Annotated in this window: 14 protein-coding genes, 1 pseudogene and 1 riboswitch; of the genes and pseudogenes, 10 read left to right on the forward strand and 5 right to left on the reverse strand. The window is 60.4% G+C overall.

What is annotated here, in order from left to right:
* Positions 1-53: 53 nt before the first annotated feature.
* The 5 genes from uvrA (at position 54) to BN1133_RS18075 (ending at position 6,676) form a co-directional block, all read left to right on the forward strand.
* A complete protein-coding gene (uvrA, locus tag BN1133_RS18055) occupies positions 54-2,879 on the forward strand; it encodes an excinuclease ABC subunit UvrA (RefSeq protein WP_050667834.1) in 2,826 nt (941 codons plus the stop codon).
* Between the two features lie 119 nt (positions 2,880-2,998).
* On the forward strand, positions 2,999-4,675 hold the full coding sequence (locus tag BN1133_RS18060) for a sensor domain-containing diguanylate cyclase (protein WP_050667835.1): 1,677 nt from the start codon (positions 2,999-3,001) through the stop codon (positions 4,673-4,675).
* A gap of 184 nt (positions 4,676-4,859) precedes the next feature.
* Complete coding sequence (locus BN1133_RS18065; protein WP_050667836.1) at positions 4,860-5,456, forward strand: OmpW family outer membrane protein; 597 nt, start codon at positions 4,860-4,862, stop codon at positions 5,454-5,456.
* A 132-nt stretch (positions 5,457-5,588) separates the two neighbouring features.
* Positions 5,589-5,990: an acyl-CoA thioesterase gene (locus BN1133_RS18070; RefSeq protein ID WP_050667837.1), complete on the forward strand. Its 402-nt coding sequence runs from the start codon at positions 5,589-5,591 to the stop codon at positions 5,988-5,990.
* A gap of 23 nt (positions 5,991-6,013) precedes the next feature.
* A complete protein-coding gene (locus tag BN1133_RS18075; RefSeq protein WP_082178055.1) occupies positions 6,014-6,676 on the forward strand; it encodes a hypothetical protein in 663 nt (220 codons plus the stop codon).
* A gap of 28 nt (positions 6,677-6,704) precedes the next feature.
* On the opposite strand, the gene BN1133_RS18080 is transcribed toward BN1133_RS18075, so the two are convergent.
* The 5 genes and pseudogenes from BN1133_RS18080 to BN1133_RS18100 all read right to left on the reverse strand — a co-directional run bounded on the left by BN1133_RS18080 (position 6,705) and on the right by BN1133_RS18100 (position 12,487).
* Entirely contained in the window at positions 6,705-7,382 is a 678-nt protein-coding gene (locus tag BN1133_RS18080; RefSeq protein ID WP_082178052.1) for a lipase secretion chaperone, read from the reverse strand.
* The gene (locus BN1133_RS18085) at positions 7,379-8,284 is read right to left on the reverse strand and encodes a lipase family alpha/beta hydrolase (RefSeq protein ID WP_050667839.1); all 906 of its coding nucleotides are present in this window, start codon (positions 8,282-8,284) and stop codon (positions 7,379-7,381) included. The genes BN1133_RS18080 and BN1133_RS18085 overlap by 4 nt, the downstream gene beginning before the upstream one ends.
* A 135-nt stretch (positions 8,285-8,419) precedes the next feature.
* A pseudogene (locus BN1133_RS18090) lies at positions 8,420-9,118 on the reverse strand (SanA/YdcF family protein); the annotation flags it as partial.
* A 102-nt stretch (positions 9,119-9,220) separates the two neighbouring features.
* On the reverse strand, positions 9,221-11,953 hold the full coding sequence (locus BN1133_RS18095; RefSeq protein ID WP_050667841.1) for a collagenase: 2,733 nt from the start codon (positions 11,951-11,953) through the stop codon (positions 9,221-9,223).
* 243 nt (positions 11,954-12,196) lie between these two features.
* Positions 12,197-12,487, reverse strand: a complete 291-nt coding sequence (locus BN1133_RS18100; RefSeq protein WP_231686296.1) for a fimbrial protein — start codon at positions 12,485-12,487, stop codon at positions 12,197-12,199.
* A gap of 86 nt (positions 12,488-12,573) precedes the next feature.
* A riboswitch (cyclic di-GMP riboswitch) is annotated at positions 12,574-12,660 on the reverse strand.
* Between the two features lie 546 nt (positions 12,661-13,206).
* On the opposite strand from BN1133_RS18100, the gene BN1133_RS18105 reads away from it, so the two are divergent.
* The 5 genes from BN1133_RS18105 (at position 13,207) to BN1133_RS18125 (ending at position 18,505) form a co-directional block, all read left to right on the forward strand.
* Positions 13,207-13,740: a fimbrial protein gene (locus BN1133_RS18105; RefSeq protein ID WP_050667842.1), complete on the forward strand. Its 534-nt coding sequence runs from the start codon at positions 13,207-13,209 to the stop codon at positions 13,738-13,740.
* A gap of 73 nt (positions 13,741-13,813) precedes the next feature.
* Entirely contained in the window at positions 13,814-14,140 is a 327-nt protein-coding gene (locus tag BN1133_RS18110) for a hypothetical protein (RefSeq protein WP_050667843.1), read from the forward strand.
* A gap of 60 nt (positions 14,141-14,200) precedes the next feature.
* On the forward strand, positions 14,201-16,735 hold the full coding sequence (locus BN1133_RS18115; RefSeq protein WP_082178053.1) for a fimbria/pilus outer membrane usher protein: 2,535 nt from the start codon (positions 14,201-14,203) through the stop codon (positions 16,733-16,735).
* Positions 16,736-16,745: 10 nt separating this feature from the next.
* On the forward strand, positions 16,746-17,477 hold the full coding sequence (locus tag BN1133_RS18120; RefSeq protein ID WP_050667844.1) for a fimbrial biogenesis chaperone: 732 nt from the start codon (positions 16,746-16,748) through the stop codon (positions 17,475-17,477).
* Between the two features lie 23 nt (positions 17,478-17,500).
* Positions 17,501-18,505, forward strand: a complete 1,005-nt coding sequence (locus tag BN1133_RS18125; RefSeq protein WP_407922039.1) for a fimbrial protein — start codon at positions 17,501-17,503, stop codon at positions 18,503-18,505.
* The last annotated feature ends 7 nt before the right edge of the window (positions 18,506-18,512 follow it).

Raw genomic sequence — 18,512 nt, forward strand, 5'->3', positions numbered from 1 at the left:
ATGCTCTGTGCGATACTTCACCGTCTGATGTGTCGAAACCGAGCGTGCGCAAGATGGAAAAGATCGTGGTCCGGGGTGCCCGCACCCACAACCTCAAGAACATCAACCTGACCCTGCCCCGCGACAAGCTGATCGTGGTCACCGGCCTCTCCGGCTCGGGCAAATCCTCCCTGGCATTCGATACCCTCTATGCGGAGGGGCAGCGCCGCTATGTAGAGTCGCTCTCCGCCTACGCCCGCCAGTTCCTCTCCCTGATGGAGAAGCCGGACGTGGACCACATCGAGGGGCTCTCACCGGCCATCTCCATCGAGCAGAAGTCCACTTCCCACAACCCGCGCTCCACGGTCGGCACCATCACCGAAATTTACGACTACCTGCGTCTGCTGTTTGCCCGGGTCGGCGAGCCGCGCTGCCCGACCCACGGCATCCCGCTCACCGCCCAGACCATCAGCCAGATGGTGGATCAGGTGCTGGCCCAGCCGGAAGGCGCCAAGCTGATGCTGCTGGCCCCCGTGGTGCGCAACCGCAAGGGGGAGCACGTCAAGCTGCTGGAGAACCTGGCGGCCCAGGGCTATATCCGTGCCCGTATCGACGGGGAGGTGTGCGATCTCTCGGATCCCCCGACCCTGGAGTTGCAGAAGAAGCACACCATCGAGGTGGTGGTGGATCGCTTCAAGGTGCGCGGCGATCTGCAGCAGCGTCTCGCCGAGTCGTTCGAGACGGCGCTGACCCTCTCCGGCGGCATCGTGCTGGTGGCGCCCATGGACGGGGAGGCAGGGGAGACCCTGACCTTCTCGGCCAACTTCGCCTGCCCCGAGTGTGGCCACTCGGTCTCGGAGCTGGAGCCGCGCATCTTCTCCTTCAATAACCCGGCCGGCGCCTGCCCCACCTGTGACGGGCTCGGGGTGCAGCAGTACTTCGATCCGGACAAGGTGATCCACGATCCGGGCCAGAGCCTGGCCGGCGGCGCCATCCGCGGTTGGGACAAGCGCAGCTTCTACTACTTCCAGATGCTCAAATCCCTGGCCGAGCACTACGACTTCGATCTGGAGGCGCCCTGGGAGGCGCTGCCCCCCAAGGTGCAGGAGGTGATCCTGCGCGGATCCGGGCGCGGCGACGTGGAGTTTCGTTACATGAACGACCGTGGCGATGTGGTGGTGCGCAAGCACCCGTTCGAGGGGATCCTGCACAACATGGAGCGCCGCTACCGGGAGACCGAGTCCAACTCGGTGCGCGAAGAGCTCTCCAAATACATCGCCAACAAGCCCTGCGCCAGCTGCGGCGGCAGCCGGCTGCGGGAAGAGGCGCGTCACGTCTTCATCGAGAACCGCAACCTGCCGGCCATCGCCGAGGATTCTATCGGCGATGCCCTCACCTTCTTCGCCGGCCTGACCCTGACCGGCCAGCGCGCCCAGATTGCCGAGAAGATCCTCAAAGAGATCGTCGAGCGGCTCGGCTTCCTGGTGAACGTTGGCCTCAACTATTTGAGCCTGTCGCGCAGCGCCGAGACCCTCTCCGGCGGCGAGGCCCAGCGGATCCGGCTGGCCAGCCAGATCGGGGCCGGTCTGGTGGGGGTCATGTATGTGCTGGATGAGCCTTCCATCGGCCTGCACCAGCGCGACAACGAGCGGTTGCTGGGGACGCTTACTCACTTGCGCGATCTCGGCAACACGGTGATCGTGGTGGAGCACGACGAGGACGCCATTCGCCTTGCTGACCACGTGCTCGATATCGGACCGGGGGCCGGGGTGCACGGTGGCGAAATTGTTGCGCAGGGCACTCCCCAGCAGATTATCGACAACCCGGATTCGCTGACAGGCGACTATCTCTCCGGTCGCAAGCAGATCGCCATCCCGGCCGAGCGCACGCCGCTCACCGGCAAGTGGTTGAAACTCAAGGGGGCGAGCGGCAACAACCTGCGTAACGTCAACCTGGATCTGCCGATCGGGGTGATGACCTGCGTTACCGGCGTCTCCGGCTCCGGCAAGTCGACCCTGATCAACGACACCCTGTTTCGCATCGCCCATCGGGAGCTCAACAAGGCGACCGAGTCGACCCCGGCCCCCTATCGCAGCGTTGAGGGGCTGGAGCATCTGGACAAGGTGGTGGACATCGACCAGAGCCCCATCGGCCGCACCCCGCGCTCCAACCCGGCGACTTACACCGGCCTGTTCACTCCGATCCGCGAGCTGCTCTCCGGCACCCAGGAGGCGCGCTCGCGCGGCTACCAGCCGGGCCGCTTCTCCTTCAACGTCAAGGGGGGCCGCTGCGAGGCGTGCCAGGGGGATGGGGTCATCAAGGTAGAGATGCACTTCCTGCCGGACGTCTACGTGCCGTGCGACGTCTGCAAGGGCAAGCGTTACAACCGCGAGACCCTGGAGGTGAAGTACAAGGGCAAGAACATCCACGAGATCCTCGAGATGACGGTGGAGGATGCCCGCTCCTTCTTCGATCCGGTGCCGGCGGTGGCGCGCAAGCTGCAGACCCTGATGGATGTGGGCCTCTCCTACATCCGCCTCGGCCAGTCGGCCACCACCCTGTCGGGGGGCGAGGCGCAGCGGGTCAAGCTGGCGCGCGAGCTCTCCAAGCGTGACACCGGTCAGACCCTCTACATCCTGGACGAGCCGACCACAGGGCTGCATTTCCACGACATCCAGCAACTGCTCAAGGTGCTGCACCAGCTGCGGGATCGCGGCAACACCATGGTCATCATCGAGCACAACCTGGACGTCATCAAAACCGCCGACTGGATCGTCGATCTGGGGCCCGAAGGGGGCTCGGGGGGCGGCCGCATCCTGGTCACCGGCACGCCGGAGGCGATCTGCGAGAACAAAGAGTCCCATACGGCGCGCTTTCTGGCGCCCATCCTGAGCCGATAGGCGATCTGCATCAAAGAGGGGGCGTAAGCCCCCTCACTTTTTCCCGTGCTCATGACACAATCCGCCCCTTGTCCTCCATCCTTCACCATAATTGAGACGAGTCATCAGGAACTGTTGTCATGCATCGTTCGGATCGCACTATCAACTATCAGGTCGCCTTCTCCATGGCATTGGTCTGGCTGGTCGCCATGGGGCTGCTGGTCGCCATGCTGGTGATGTTGCTGGTGCCCCAGATCCGTCATGTGGAGCAGCGACAGATGCGCGAACATCTGGTGCGCGCCATCAGTCTGGTCCAGGCCGATCTCAAGCGGATGCGCGCTTTTGCCCGCGACTGGGGGGAGTGGGACGATGCCTATGACTTCATCGCCGGCAAAGGAACCCGCGCCTTTATCGATGCCAATCTGGTCTCCTCCACCCCGATGGATGATTTTGACCTTCACCTGCTCAGCTTCATGGATCTGCGGGGTAACGAGGTGTGGAGCCGCTCCCGCCTGCCCGATATCCAACAGAGTCATTTCATCAGTTACCCCCTCTTCATGGAGTACTTGAAGAAGGCGTTACTGGAGCGTGTTCAGGAACACGGCATCCAGGGGATGCAGGACTCCCAATGGGGCCCCCTGATGTTCGCCTTCCATCCGATCACCGACTCGCAGCGGCAGCGTGGGGTCAGGGGTTATCTACTGGCGGCGCGCTGGATCGACGAGAGTTACCTGAGCGAGCTGTCCCATCGGGTGGCCATGCCCATCACGATGCGGGGTCTGCATGGAGAGGTGGATCTCACCCGTTTCCAGGCGTTGCAGCGAGGCTATCTCTACCGCATGGGGTACAGCGGCCTTGATACCCAGTGGGGGGAGATAGTCATGCTCGACAGCACAGGTCACCCTGGCCTGTTGCTGCGACTGGAGTCCCAGCGTGAGCTGATGTTGGGGGGAGGGCGGGTGCTGCTGTTTACCCTGGCAGGGACTCTGCTCATCTGCCTGGTGTGTGGCCTGTTCGCCTTTTTCCGCTTGCAGGTCATGGTGTTGCAGCCTCTGGGGCTGTTGATCCAGGGGGTACAGCGCTACGAGCGGGATGGTGATTCGGCCACCCTGCCGCTCATAGAATCGAGTCGTGAGATGCGGATCCTGACCCGTCGCTTTCGCGAGATGGCAGCCCGTCTCAGTCTTCAGCACAAGGCCGCACAGGCTCACAGCCAGCGTATGGAGGAGGCCGCCAATCGTGATCCGCTGACCGGCTGCTTTAACCGTCGCTATCTGGATGCCTGGCTCGAGGTGCTGGAGCCCTCCGAGCTGCAGCTGGCGGTGCTGGCCATCGATCTCGATCACTTCAAACAGGTCAATGACACCCATGGTCATGACACAGGCGATCGTGTACTGGTGCAGTTTGCGGAGCGCTTGCGTCGCCACCTGCGTCACGACGAATTACTGATTCGGGTTGGGGGTGAGGAGTTTTTAGTGGTGTCAGAGTGCTCAGACGCATCCCAGGCCAGTGCCCTGGCCGAGCGTCTGCGGCGGCTGGTGGCCCAGACCCCCTTTGGTGAGGAGCAGGCTCCCTTCCCGATGACGGCCTCTATCGGTTTCTCTCTCTTTCCTCTGGGGGAGGAGCGCCACGATCCTGGCTGGCGCCTGTGCCTCAAGTTGGCCGATATGGCCCTCTACAACGCCAAGGCGCGAGGTCGCAATACCTGGACCGGTCTGGTCTCCCGCCATGGAGGTGTGCTGCCCTCCCTGAACCCCGATGATCTGTTGCGTCAGGGGGCTCTCAGCCTGATCGAGGCGCCTCTTAAAGAGAGATAGGCGAGCCATCTTATGATGGCCGTAGCCAACACCTTTCGCAGAGAAAAAGAGACTCAAAGGTGTATGGTACATATGGCTAAAATGTTGGTAACAATTGAGCCAGGTCAATAACTGGTCGTTTACGATCCCTTAAAGTGGTCGCCGCTTACAGCACCAAACGAACACAATAAAAGGGATTATAACGATGAAAAAGATGCTTCCTCTGCTGATCGCCGGCGCCCTTGCCTCCCCCTTCGCCATGGCCCATCAGGCCGGTGATATCCTGGTCCGTGGTGGGCTGGCCTTTGTCTCTCCTCAGGAGAGCAGTACCCCCGTCGAGCTCGAGATCAACGACAACATGCAGCTGGGTCTCACCCTGGGCTATATGATCACCGACAACTGGGGCGTCGAGCTGCTGGCTGCCACCCCCTTCTCCCACTCGGTCAAGTTGGGCGATACCGAGGTGGCCAAGATCAAACACCTGCCGCCGACCCTGATGGCCCAGTATTACTTCGGTAACGCCCAGAGCAAGGTGCGCCCCTATGTGGGCGTCGGCGTCAACTACACCACTTTCTTCAGTGAAGAGGGTCGTGGCCCGCTGCAAGGGACCGATGTGAGCGTGGACGATTCCTGGGGCATTGCCGGTCAGGTGGGTATCGATATGGCTATCACCGATCGCTGGTTCGTTAACGGTTCCGCCTGGATCATTGATATCGATACCGACGTTCATACCGCCATCGGCACCATCAAGACCAAGGTCGATCCCATGGCCTTTATGGTTGGCGTCGGCTACCGCTTCTAAGCACTTGTGAATGGGCCTTTGGCCCGGCACGCTCCTTGGCCCGACTGGTTCGGGCCTTTTTCTTTTCCGGTGACTTGAGTCGGCCCCGGCCGCGCTGTAGCCTGAGCGCGGTTTGATGACAAGGATGCAATCATGCTGGAGATGCAGATCCACCCCCGCTTTCAGGAGACCGATGCCCTCGGCCATATCAACAATACGGTGCCGGCGGTCTGGTTTGAGTCGGCGCGGGATCCCCTGTTCCGTGTTTTCACCCCGGATCTGGATGTACGCGACTGGCGCCTCATCCTGGCGGGCTACTCGGTTCAGTTCAAGCGGGAGCTCTTCTACGGCGAGGTGGTGACCCTGAAGAGCGCGATCAAGCGGATCGGGGGGAGCTCCTTCACCGTCTGGCAGGAGGCCTGGCAAGGGGGTGAGCTGGCGGTGACCGCCGAGACCACCCTGATCCACTTCGATTATCAGTCCCGCAAGGCACTCCCGCTCACCCATGAGCAGAGGGAGGGGCTGGGACGCTGGCTTCTGGAGGCGAGTGAGTGAAGCTGTCTGCCCTGTTACCCTTGATGACCACATTACCCGTGATGGCGTTACCTCTGATGACCCTGGATCAACAGTTCGACCTGATGGAGAAGGGGGCGGCGACAGCCCTGGATACTCGCCAGTTCACCCTGGACGGGGTGACGGTGACCGGCTGGCTGGATGGTGACATGCCGGTGATCATCGCCGTGCCGCGGCGCGATGAGAAGGGGCAGGATCAGGGAGAGAGCCGCTACTACTTCAAGGGGGGTGAGTTGTTCGGGGTGCGCGAGCCCGAGTCCCGCTTCGGTTTCGAGAAGGGCAAGTTGACCGCTTGGCTCGACGAGACCGGCAAGCCGCAGGCCTACATCAGCAAGGTGAGCATGGAGCAGCGCGAGCAGTGGCTGAAGCGGCGGGCGGCCCAGTTGCAACGGGTGTTCCAGCCGAGCCAGGCCGAGCTGGGTCTCGATGGCGCCCGAGATCATAACGGATCGGGTGCCAAGGGCAGTGAGTGGCTCTGTGGTGAGCGCCTCAAGTCGCTGACCGGCACGACCAGGGTCATGTTTGGTCCCTTAGATGCCAGTGCAGCAGAGGTGAAGGGCGCGGTGCGTATCGTGACGCCGGGGGGATGGCAGGATCTCGACATGGAGTGCAAGGTGGCACAGGGATACCGGGTCGTGAGTCTCACCTGGCGTGCGCCCAAAACATGACTGAAAGGCGGGGCCGCAGGCCCCGCTCTCATTCCTGAGTGATGCGGGTCAGGGCCTCGACCCGTCGCCACTGACTCTCGGGGAACCAGTGCTCGAGCAGGCTCTGCTGCTGGGCGATCCGCTGATCATCGCTCAGGGCGGCTCGCTCCTTCAGATAGCCTTGTAACTGCTTGTCGAAGGCCTGCTGGTTCTGCTTGAGCTCGGCGAGGCGATCTGCCGCCTCGGGGCCAAGCTGTTCCAACTGCCACTGCCTGTCCTCCTGATGCTGGCGCAGCCGTTCCAGCACGCGCCCATTCTCTACCGAGCGCTGAAACCACTCAGGTTGCTCGCTCAGCCAGACCTCAAGCGACTCCTGCAACACTGCCTGCTCTTCGGGGGAGGCCTGCTGCAGTGCCTTGCGCCTCAGGGTCCATTGTTCCTGGCGTCGCTCGTCGGCGAACAACTGCTCCTGTTCGGCAGGAGAGAAGCGTTGGCGTCTCAGCTGCTCCCGCTGTTCGAACAATTGCTCCAGGCTGGCCAGATCGGTCCCCTCCGGGATGGTCAGGCGCGCCTCGGCCTCCCGGAAGGCGCCATAGCGTTGATCCAGCACCGCAGGGGGGGCGGGCCGGGCCGCGGGCGTCTCCTGAAGAGAAGGCGTCACGCTGACGTGACGCCAACCCAGGATGAGCAGAGGGAGCAGCAGAGTCCCCAGCCATACCTTTCTCACAGGCCGAGTCCCTTGAGGCGGCGGGCATGCTGCACATAGAGGGAGACAGGATCCACTTCGAACAGGTGACGAATGCCGAAGGAGTGGTTCACCTCATCCAGATGGTTCATCTTGTAGTCGGTGCCAATCACCTTGCCCAGATGGCTGCTACAGACCCCGACCAGGCCATCGTTGGGCTCATCGAAAAAGAGACCGGTGAGGACCAGGGCCGGGTCGACCGGGTCGAGGATGTTGGTGAGGTTGCCCCGACCACTCCAGGAGAAGTAGTAGACCCCGTTGTTGGCCTGCATAGGCCCTTCGCCACACCGGGTCGTGGGCAGACCTTCCGGATAGTGGCTATTAAACTTGGCGGCACCTGCGCTGGTCAGGGCATCGAGTGCCTTGATGGGATCCTGGGGCAGCTTGCTACCGCCGGAGAGCAGTGAGATCACGCCCGAGAGGGCCTGGGCCGCGCTCGATGCCAGTGTCTCTGCGGCGGAACCGGGAGGGGCATTGACCCGCACCAGATCGGCGATGGCAGAACCCTGGTTCACCCCCCCCACGCTGGTGGCAGAGGCGACCAGCTCGGGAGCGACCGAGGCCACATAGCGTACGGTCGGTCCGCCGTGGGAGTGACCGATCAGGTTCACCTTCTCGGCACCCGTGATGGCCAGCACTTGTTGCACCTGGCTCAGCAACTGCTCTCCACGTGCCTCGGAGCTATTGGTGGCCGAGACCTGCGCCACATAAACGGTGGCGCCATCCCGGGTCATGGCCTGGGGAATACCATAGAAATAATCGACCCCCATCAGCTTGTCGAAGCCAAACAGGCCGTGGACCAGCACTATGGGGTAGCGGGTGTGACTGTCGGCCAGCGCCAGGCCGGGTAGCAACAGGAGCAACAACATCAATTGACGGATCATGGACACCTCCTTGCGTTCATTGGGCCCCGTCATGGGGTCGGACCAGTATGAAGGCTCCGATTCGAACGACACTGTGCCCTGGATCACTCTTTAGGGCGGCCTGGCGTCAGGCCCCCCAAATGGTCAAGATTTGTGCTGGATACAGGGCTGAAGGGTTCCGACTGTGCTAAGGGGCAGGCAGGGGATGGGGGCGCCGATCTCGATGGGTTCACCGAGGAACTTGGGCTCTTTGTCCAGCACATAGAGATCGAGCAGGCTCATGAAGCGGGCGAAAATCTCCCGCACCCGGGTCTTGATCCCCTCGTTGGGGGCCACATCCGGGGCATTGAAGCCGATGGCCTCGATACCGAAGCGACGGGCGATAAAGATGGCGCGCTCGTTATGAAACTTTTGGGAGACTATGGTGTAGCTGCTCTGGCCAAAGACCTCTTTGGCGCGGACCACGGAGTCGAGGGTGCGAAAACCGGCGAAATCCATATAGATGGCCGAGGCGGGAATACCTGCCCTGATCAGGGCCCGGCGCATCAGGCGCGGCTCGTTGTACTGCACGGTGGCGTTGTCGCCGGAGACGATCAGGTAGTCTACCTTGCCGTTGTTATAGAGCTGGGCGGCAGCCTGGATGCGGTTGCTGAAGTAAGGATTGCGTCCTCCTCCCACCAGATACTTGGAGGTGCCGAGTACCACGGCGACCCGGTTGTAGGGGAGATCATCCACCCTGTCATAGGTGAGGCGCCCGGCCTTGGAGACTCGCCACTCCCCATAGGTCAGCAGCAGCAGGCAGAGGGCCAGCAGCAGGCTGAGGGTGGCGAGCAGGATCAGGGCAAACTTCTTCATGTGCGACCGATCGGTTACGAAACAACAGGTGGGCATTCTATTACAACTGTCCGTCAGCGTCAGCGACGGGAAAAGAAGAGGCGGCCGATGGCCGCCTCTCGCTTAGTGAGCCGAGTCGTTTGACTGGCACTCAGGGCTATTGCGGTTCGCCGCCCACCAGGGAATGAGCTGCCCATCGACCCAGTCGCGGTAGGCCTGGCTGTCGTTGGTAATCAGCTGCTCCATCACCCGCTCGTAGTCGGCCATCGCCTTGCTCCGATCGGCCTGGCGCAGGGCCCGGGCCATCGCCAGCCAGCTGTCGCGGCGTCCGGTCTCGTTGAGGAAGCGGTGCACCGTATAGGACCAGGAGTAGACCATCTCGCTGCCGCTCTCGTAGTCGAGGTGCAGTATGGATTGCAGCGACGGGCGTTGTCCGGCCGGACTCTGGGTGACGGCGTTGAGGCCGCGGGCGAAGCATTGCCCATGGGCAATGTACTCTGCCAGCCCCTCGGCCCACCAGGTGGTGCGGTTGAGCGGGTAGTGGCCGAAGTTTCCATAGAGATTGAAACGGCCATCCAGATAGTGAACATACTCATGGCGCAGGTTCCACACCTGGAAGGCGGGACGTTTCCACTGTGCCTCATAGGCGAAGAAGCGGGCCTGATTATCCTGGCGAGCCGGATCCCCCTCGATATAGATGCCTCCGTTATCGGTCGATACCCCGTCAAACAGGGCGCCACCGTAACGGCTCCACTCATCGGAAGAGTCGAAGATCACCAGCTCGAGGGAGCGATTGTTGTCGTCGGTAACCGGTTGCCAGCCTGTCTCCATCACCCGATGAAAGTGCTGCTCTTCCTCACCCAGTTCGCGACAGATCTGCTCGGCCTGCTCCTGGTTCAGATCCTGGGCGCGCAGTGAGAGGGTCGGCGAGCAGGTGTGGCTGAATGGCAATATATCCTCGGCCTGAACGGGCTTGCAGTAGCCGGCCAGGGGGCCTTCGCTGCACGCTGCGGCGCTGCGATCCGTGTGGCGCAGGTAGTAGGTGGAGAGGGTGATCGAGGCCTCTTCCAACAGACGGGGGCTCTGGGCACCACCGGGCACCAGTCCATGACGGTTGAGCAATGTGATGACATCCCGATCCAGGCTGTCGCGATAGGCCTCGCTGCCGGCGCTGTCTCGCCCTTGCATCATGCGGTAGAGGCGGGTGTAGGCATCGAGTATGTTATTGAATACAAACAAATCAGCCTGTCCATCCCGGCGCTTCCACAGGGCCAGCTCGCTCTCCCCCAGCGCCAGCATGGCACGACGCAGTGCGGGCTCTTGTCCGATGAGGGCGGGGCCGAAGTCGGCATCGCGCGAGTGGGAGCTGGCGTAGTCGATCAGATTGAGCAGCTCAAACAGCCCATCGGCCCACGGCTTGTGGCCATTGATGACGGCCGCATGCTGTACCGCGTAGTCGAGGGCGCGGATCAGCTGGGCCGGCATAGGGGTGGCAGCCTGACGGAAGGCCATTTGCCCGAGTTGCCCCTGTGCGGCGACGCTCCAGGCCTCCAGCACGGTGCCAGCCTCATCCTGCGGCTCATTCCCCAGCAGAGCCGGGTGGTTGAGCAGGGCGACCATCACCCGGGCCAGTGCGCGAGCGGTCTCGTCGCTCTCTCTGGCAACGCCACCGAAGTAGTTGTGGGCACGCACATAGTAGAGCAACTTGTCCATGGCGGGGTGAGTCGGCCGGTTGGCGTCCAGCAGGGCTTGCATCCCCCGAATGGCGGCCATCAGCTTGGCATCGTCGTGGCCATAGTTTGCCTGCCATGCAGGCTTGTCGGCGCCGCTCACGTCGGCGACCAGTCGTGCGGCCCCGGCGTCGAGGAGGTCCAGGTCCGGCTCTGTGGGTTCGGCGCAGGGACGGCCATTGGCCTTGCGGCAGTCGAGCTGCTCCTCTGTGGTGGCCAGCACGAGAGGCTGGCTCAGGGTCTTGGCCTCTTGCCAGCTGTCACTTTCTGGCAGTGGCTGCCACTCGTTTTTGTCGGCTGGCATCATATAGCCGGTGTCATGCAGGGTGACATTGATCTGGCTGCCGATGGGCAGCAGCTGGCGGCAGGTGCGGACGGTGAGGGTGTTTCCCGCCTCTTCACGGGTCCTGGGCTCGCCACACTCCTCAATGGCCTGGGCCGGATCCGGTTGCCATTGATGCTGGCGCCACACATGCAGCTCGCGCACCATCTTGGCGGCGGCGCTCTCACTCTTGGGTGAGAGCCGATAGAAGATGTGATCGAGGCGACCATCCCGCTCACTGGGGCTCTCTTCCATCACCTGAAGCTGCTCCCATTGCCTGGGATCGTAGTGCCATTCGTCACTCGGGCAGCGCCCCTTGGCATCCAGCTGGCAGCGATCCAGCTCCACCTCTTCCTGACCCAGCGCGAGGGCTTGCGGCAGGGCGAGGCGATCGCCGCGCCACCCGGTCGGTGTGTCGGGGAGCGCACTCCATCCCGACGATGAGAGGCCGTAGCCGAAGTCCTGGCTCTCGGCCTGAATCAGGGTGCCGGCCTTGAGGCTCAATTCGCACAGCTGGGTGCGGATCCGCCACCCTTGCTCTATCCGGGTTTGCTTGTCACCACATTGGCGCTCGGCTTGTTGTTTGAGGCCGTCGATTTGCCAGCGATAGGTGCGGTAGATGTGCATCTGCTGCCAGCGGGCCGACGACGTAGTGGCCGTCAGGCGGAAGAGCTGGGTGCTCTGCGTCGATTCGAATTGGCGGGTCTCGGGGGCGCTGGCGCCATATTGGTGCCAGTCGGAGGGACTATAGGCTCCGGCGAGGGGCGCTGCGAGCAGGCAGAGGCTGCCGATCAGGGTTCGCACAGTGTAACTCCTTGAATGAGGTGGGAAGGAGTTGCACTCTATTTTGGCTTCAATTGGGTCGCAATGGGGAAAAAGAAGAGAGGAAAGGGGTCAGACCCCTTATGAAACTGGTATCACCCCATCTCCTTGGGGTTATCACCCCTCTCCCCATTCGGGGGGGAAGCAACAGGCGGAAATAAAAAATCTGACATGGATCACACCAGCCCTCCCTTTGGATAGAGAGGGGCTTCTGCCTCGTCACGATCAGAGGTAGCTCACCGTCACTATGGCCACATTGCTGTTCGTGGGGGAGACGCGATAGTCGATCTGGCTACTGATGGTCGCCAATGAACCAGAGTGTTGCAGCATGGTCATATCCAGATCTTGCCGCTTGGCTCCTGAGTAGCAGGTAATGCTGTTACTGGTGATGGAGCAGGGCGCCTCGTTGATGTAACCGTTGAAGGTCACAGTGCCGTTATCGGCATGGGCGGCAAAGGCTGCCATGGTGAGCAGGGAGAGTGAAACGGTGCGTTTCAGTGCGGTTTGGATATTCATAGTCTGTCCTTTTCGATACAAGTCGTTGTTCGAAAAGGGCAACGCAATCTGAAAGACAAAGAGATCAGAAGCACACTTGTCTTCCTAATGGCGGCTCCGCTGTCTTAGGTATTGCTACCCTTAGACCGGTGGCTTTGCGTCCCGACTTTTCAATCGGTTTGCCCTTTACATCATGTCTAGAGCATATCATCCCCATTTGAGAAATCAATTGAGCAATAAATGTGTGACTGTCCCGGAGTGAGTGCGCTCTGCTTCAGCTCTGGTGGATGAGGGAGCTACTTGCGGGGGAGGGAGGCATTTGGGTGTGCATTGAGCAATAACTCTAGTTGTTTCTGGTTTGTTGCCGGTATGTTTTTCTCCTGCTTTTCGTTCGCGATGTGTACAAATTGCGTGCGATGACGGTCAGGCTCCAGGCCGCAACAACAATGTTCATGATGTTTATATCATCCTGATTTTAAAGCGAATTTAAAAGAATCTCTATTAATTAAAATGTATTTGATACGCATCAAGGTGATGGATAACTTTGCCCCCGAGACGACGCTATGGGATGTCTTCGGCGGGCTTGGGGAGCGGTTTTCACTCCCCCTGTGTTGATGCCGATGACAGGTCGTTTCGCGGGGCTTGGCCCCAATACAGCCGTTCAAAATTTGGGTGGTGACTCCAGGCCACCCCTTTTTTCGGCTTCGACACGTAAGTCATGAATAAAAAGGTATCAACGAATGAAAGCGAATAAGATTGTAGTTGCGATGGGTGTCCTGCTGATGGCTGGCGCTGCCTCTGCTGCAGGCCAGGGTTCCGGCAAGGTCACCTTCAATGGCGAAATCATCAATGCCCCCTGCTCCGTGGCTCCCGAGTCTGTTGACCAGGTCGTTGAAATGGGCCAAATCAGCACCAAGGAGCTGGTCAAGGGTGGCGAGTCCAACTCCAAGCCGTTTAGCATCAAGCTGGAAAACTGCGAGATCACCGAGGCCGATGATGCCGTCAAGGTGACCTTCAGCGGTGCCCAGGATCCGGTCGACAGCAGCCTGCTGGTGATCGGCGGCGGCCAGGCTGCCGGTGCCGGCATCAAGATGACCGCTCCGGGCGGCGCTCCGATCGTTCTGGGTACTCCGACTGCTGCCTACAAGCTGGTAAACGGTGACAACCAACTGGACTTCAGCGCCGTGCTGAAGGGCTATGAGGATCAAACCACCAACCCGCTGCAGGCTGGCGCCTTCACCGCGACCACCAACTTTACTCTGGCCTACGAGTAATTCTTTCTGACGTGTGATACCGGGTGCAGTGGCTTGGCCACTGCGCTTCACCCGTCATTACCGGAGTTGCACCATGAAGATGACTCTTGTCACGCTGCTTGGTCTGCTGGCCTTACCTCTGGCGGCCGAGGAGTTGAGCGGTACTGTGGCAGAACCCGCCTGTGCCCTGATCCTGGAGCAGGTCAACCCGCCTGATCTGATTTTGGGGGTGAGTGGCTGCCGCATCGATCAGAATGCCGGTGGTGTTTTCCCTTTTATGGTCAAGTTGCAGCGCAGAGACCAGCGGGGGGGGAATATCTCCGAATCTCCAAGAACGTCCCAGCATGAGCGTCGGCTCGAGGTTCACCTCGATGAGACATTCGAAGGCGATACAGCCCTGCTCGAAGTTCGATATTTGTAAGCCTTCCGGCTTGTGTAGATACCACGAAATGTGAGTATTATTATGTGTTTAGAGTGATGTATGAGTCATTCAATATTAAGTTTTGTCACTGAGCACCAGCGAATTAAAGCGGCACCTTTGATCGGGTTTGCTGCGCTGTTGTTATTGGCAAAGAACGTATGTGCCGAGACTGAGTTTAATATTGATGCGCTCGATCTTGATGAACGGACCAAGATAGATCTCTCCCAGTTTGCCCAGGACGGGTATATCTTGCCGGGGGATTACTACCTCGAAATCGAGATCAACAAGAATAAGTTGCCCCTGCAGAAGGTGCCTTTCTACGAACGGGAAGGTGCCGGTAGTGGCGGTGTCGCCTGCATCTCTCCCGAAGCGGTCGAGAAGATGGCGCTGACCGATGATGCCCGGACCAGGGTGGGCCGTTGGCATGACGGTGAGTGTGCCGATCTGTTGGCGCTGGACGGGGTCGTCATCTCCAACCGGATTGGGGAAGGGGTGCTGAGGATTGCCATGCCCCAGGCCTGGCTCAAGTACAGCGACCCCAACTGGATTCCTCCGGAGCAGTGGGAGCACGGGGTGACCGGCATGATGCTGGATTACAACCTCAACGTGCAGGCCACCGAGGGACGCGATACGTCCAACGGCAGCGTCAGTAGTTACGGCACCCTGGGGTTCAACCATGGGGCATGGCGCCTGCGCGGGGATTATCAACTCGCCTCCTACTGGGGCAGCGACAGCCGCAGCAAAAACGAGTTGAACCGTATCTATGCCTTCCGCCCCCTGCCCTCAATGGCCGCCAAGCTGACTCTGGGTGAGCAACAGCTCAACTCCCAGATCATCGATGGCTTCCGCTACACCGGGATCAGCCTAGCCAATGACGAACGGATGCTGCCTCCCAGCCTGCAGGGGTATGCCCCCGAGGTGAGCGGTATCGCCAAGACCAACGCCAAGGTCACCATCTCCCAGTCTGGCCGCATCATCTATGAGACCAATGTGCCGGCCGGTCCGTTTCGCATTCAGGATCTCGACAGCTCGACCCGGGGCCGTCTCGACGTGCGCGTCGAGGAGCAAGATGGCAGCGTCAGCACCTTTCAGGTGGATACCGCGACCATTCCCTATCTGACCCGCCCGGGTTATGTGCGCTATAACCTGGCAGTTGGCGCACCTTCCGAATCGAGCGACGACGTGCACAAGGTGGATGGGCCTGCCTTCGTGACCGGAGACTTCTCCTGGGGGGTGGCCAACTCCTGGTCTCTCTACGGAGGAACCCTGATCGGTGGCGAATATAACTTGTGGGGCCTGGGTATCGGCCGCGATCTCTATGCCCTGGGGGCCGTTTCGGCCGATATCAGCCAGTCTATCGCCAAGCTGCCCGGTCTCTCGACCAAGATTGGCCAGTCGTTTCGCCTGAACTATGCCAAGCAGTTCGACGAGTATGACAGTGCCATCACCTTCGCCGGCTATCGCTTCTCCCAGCACAATTTCATGACCATGTCCCAGTTCCTCAACAACAAGGAGCGGCTCGAGAACAACCAGAGTCTGGTGGATAGCGATGACTACAACACCTGGGGTGACAAGGAGCTCTACACCATCACGGCCAACAAGACCTTCTGGGCCGACGAGCCGGCCAAGGCCCTGACCGCCTACCTTGACTACACCCACAGGACTTACTGGAGCCACGATGCAGAAGATCGCTACGGGCTGACCATCAACAAGACCTTCGATCTGGGTGACTTCAAGGATATCTCTCTCTATGTCTCGGCCTACAAGACCAAGAATGAGAACTATGAGGATGACAAGAGTGTGACCCTGACCTTCAGCGTGCCTATCGGGGATCGCAAGAACGCAGGCTATAGCGTGCAATCCTCCAATGGCAATGTCACCCATCTGGCGACCTATCAGGATTACAGCCGTCCCAATGACACCTATCAGCTGGGGGCCGGAGTACAGAGCAATGGCCACGGGGTGGTGCGAGGCTACTACAACCATGACGGCGCCCTGAGTGCCCTGAGCCTCAATGCCTACAGCGTACAGAGCGAGTACACCTCGATCGGTGGCAGCCTGCGCGGTGGCCTCACCGTGACCGAACACGGTGCGGCACTGCACCAGGCTACCCGTCGTGGTGGCACCCGTATGATGGTCGATACCGGTGAGGTGAGCGGTGTCTCCTTCAACGGTGGTCGTAGCGTCACCAACGCCTTTGGCGTGGCGGTGCTGGGGGATGTGACCGACTATCGCAAGAGTGACACCCGGGTCGATGTGGATTCACTCAGAGACGATATCGACGCCGTCAACGCCATCAGGCAGGGGACCCTGACCGAGGGGGCCATCGGCTACAGCGCGTTTGAGATTGCCCAGGGCTTCAAGCTGCTGGCCACCCTGCGACTGAGCGATGGTAACGTTCCTCCCTTTGGTGCCACCGTACTCAAGGAGAGTGGCAAGATGGCGGCCGTGGTCGACGAAGAGGGGCTGGTTTACCTGACCGGCGTCAAGCCCGATGAATCCTTTGTGCTCTCCTGGAGTGGTGCCCGCCAGTGCAAGTTTGTGGCGCCACACGATGTGACCGACCTGTCGACGAAGACAATCACCTGTCAGTAATGGGATACCGATGAAAAAGTTACTCACCTTCACCTGTGTTATGGCGCTCTCCTCTACCGCACTGGATGCCTCGGCAGCCATCGTGCTGGATCGCACCCGGGCCATCTATCCGGGCGGAGCCAAGTCGATCAGCCTCAACATCAAGAACGAGAATCAGAAGCTCCCCTATCTGGCCCAGGCCTGGATTGAGGATACCCGGGGCCAGAAGATCACCTCTCCATTCGTGGTTTTGCCACCGGTGCAGCGGGTCGACGCCAACCAGAAGTCGATCGTGCGCATCGCCAGCGTGCCCGATGTGGAGAAGCTGCCCAAGGATCGCGAGTCCATCTACTACTTCAATCTGCGCGAAATCCCTCCCAAGAGCGACAAGAGCAACGTGCTGCAGATCGCCGTTCAGTCGAAGATCAAGCTCTTCTATCGCCCCGAGGCCATCGTTCCAGAGCGTAATGCCGTGTGGCAGGATCAGGTGGTGATCACCAAACAGGGCAGTGGCCTCAAGGTGGAGAACCCGACCCCTTATTACATCACCTACGTGAGCCTGGCTCACCCTGAAGGGAAGGGGAAGCGCCCCATCAAGAGCTTCTCCGCCTTTATGGTTGAGCCCAAGTCGACACTCGACGTGCAGAGCCCCGAACCGCTCGGCAGCCGCTTTATCATCAGCTATGTGAATGATTACGGCGGCTATATGGATGTCACCTACCAGTGTGCGGCCAGTGTCTGCCGCGCGATGAAGAGCGAGTAACCCCTATGCGCCACTCTCTCTTGATGGCCGGATTGCTGTTGGCTGGCAAGGCGCTGGCCAACGGCTATGTGGTGCCCGATTCGACCCACGACTACACCATCGATCTCGACAAGGCCGATATCCAGAACCAGGCGGGGTATGTGACCAAACCGTTTACCTGGGATTTGGGGGGGCTGTATGCGGGCACTGTGACCTGTCCGCAGCAATCGATCCCCAAATCCCCCGTCTACTACAAGGCCATCATGAGCAGTGGCCTGCCTTCGGCGGGTGGAGGCTTCGTCCAGCTTAACGACTTTCTCGATATGAAGGTGGAGATCTGGATAGCGGGTCAGCGCAACGATTATGTGGTCGCTCCCTTCAATAATGAGAGTAACCGAAATAGTCAGTTCAGCTGTCGTCAGGGGGGCTCGACCCGGATCACTAATTTTGCGAGTGGCAGCAAGGGTAAGGTGACCTTCCGGGTACGCAAGCCCATCATCAACGGGGTGCAGATCTCCGACCGCCAGGTGGTAGAGATGTTTGGCCGTCTGGGGAATACGGTGAGTGACTTCAACAACGTGCCCATGTCACGGATCACCATCTCCTCCGCCATCCTCTACGTACCGGAGAAGTGCATCATCAACGGTGGCCAGACGATTGAGGTCGAGTTCGGTGACATGCCGGGTACCGGGCTCGATGGCAATAACTACGAGCGTACTGTGCCCCTGAGCTTTCGCTGTGAAGGGGGCGCTTTTGACAGCAGCGTCAGCATGAAGATCAACCTGGGGATCTCGGGGCGTGGCGCCTCGTTCAATCAGGATTACCTGCGTACCACCAAGGATGGCTACCAGAGCGCCAGCGTCATCGACAATTTGGGGATAAAATTTCGTCAACTCGACGGTTCCCCTCTGAATATCAACCAGTTTTACCCTGTCTCCATGCAAGGCAACATCGGTGACTGGGGCTTTATCGCCGCCCCGGTTGGCAATGGGGCCGTGGCTGCCGGTGACTTCTATGCAACCGCCACCATAGTGGCCGAATTTCAGTAGGGGGCCC

It is taken from the genome of Aeromonas schubertii, assembly GCF_000820105.1.
Classification (GTDB): Bacteria; Pseudomonadota; Gammaproteobacteria; order Enterobacterales; family Aeromonadaceae; genus Aeromonas; species Aeromonas schubertii.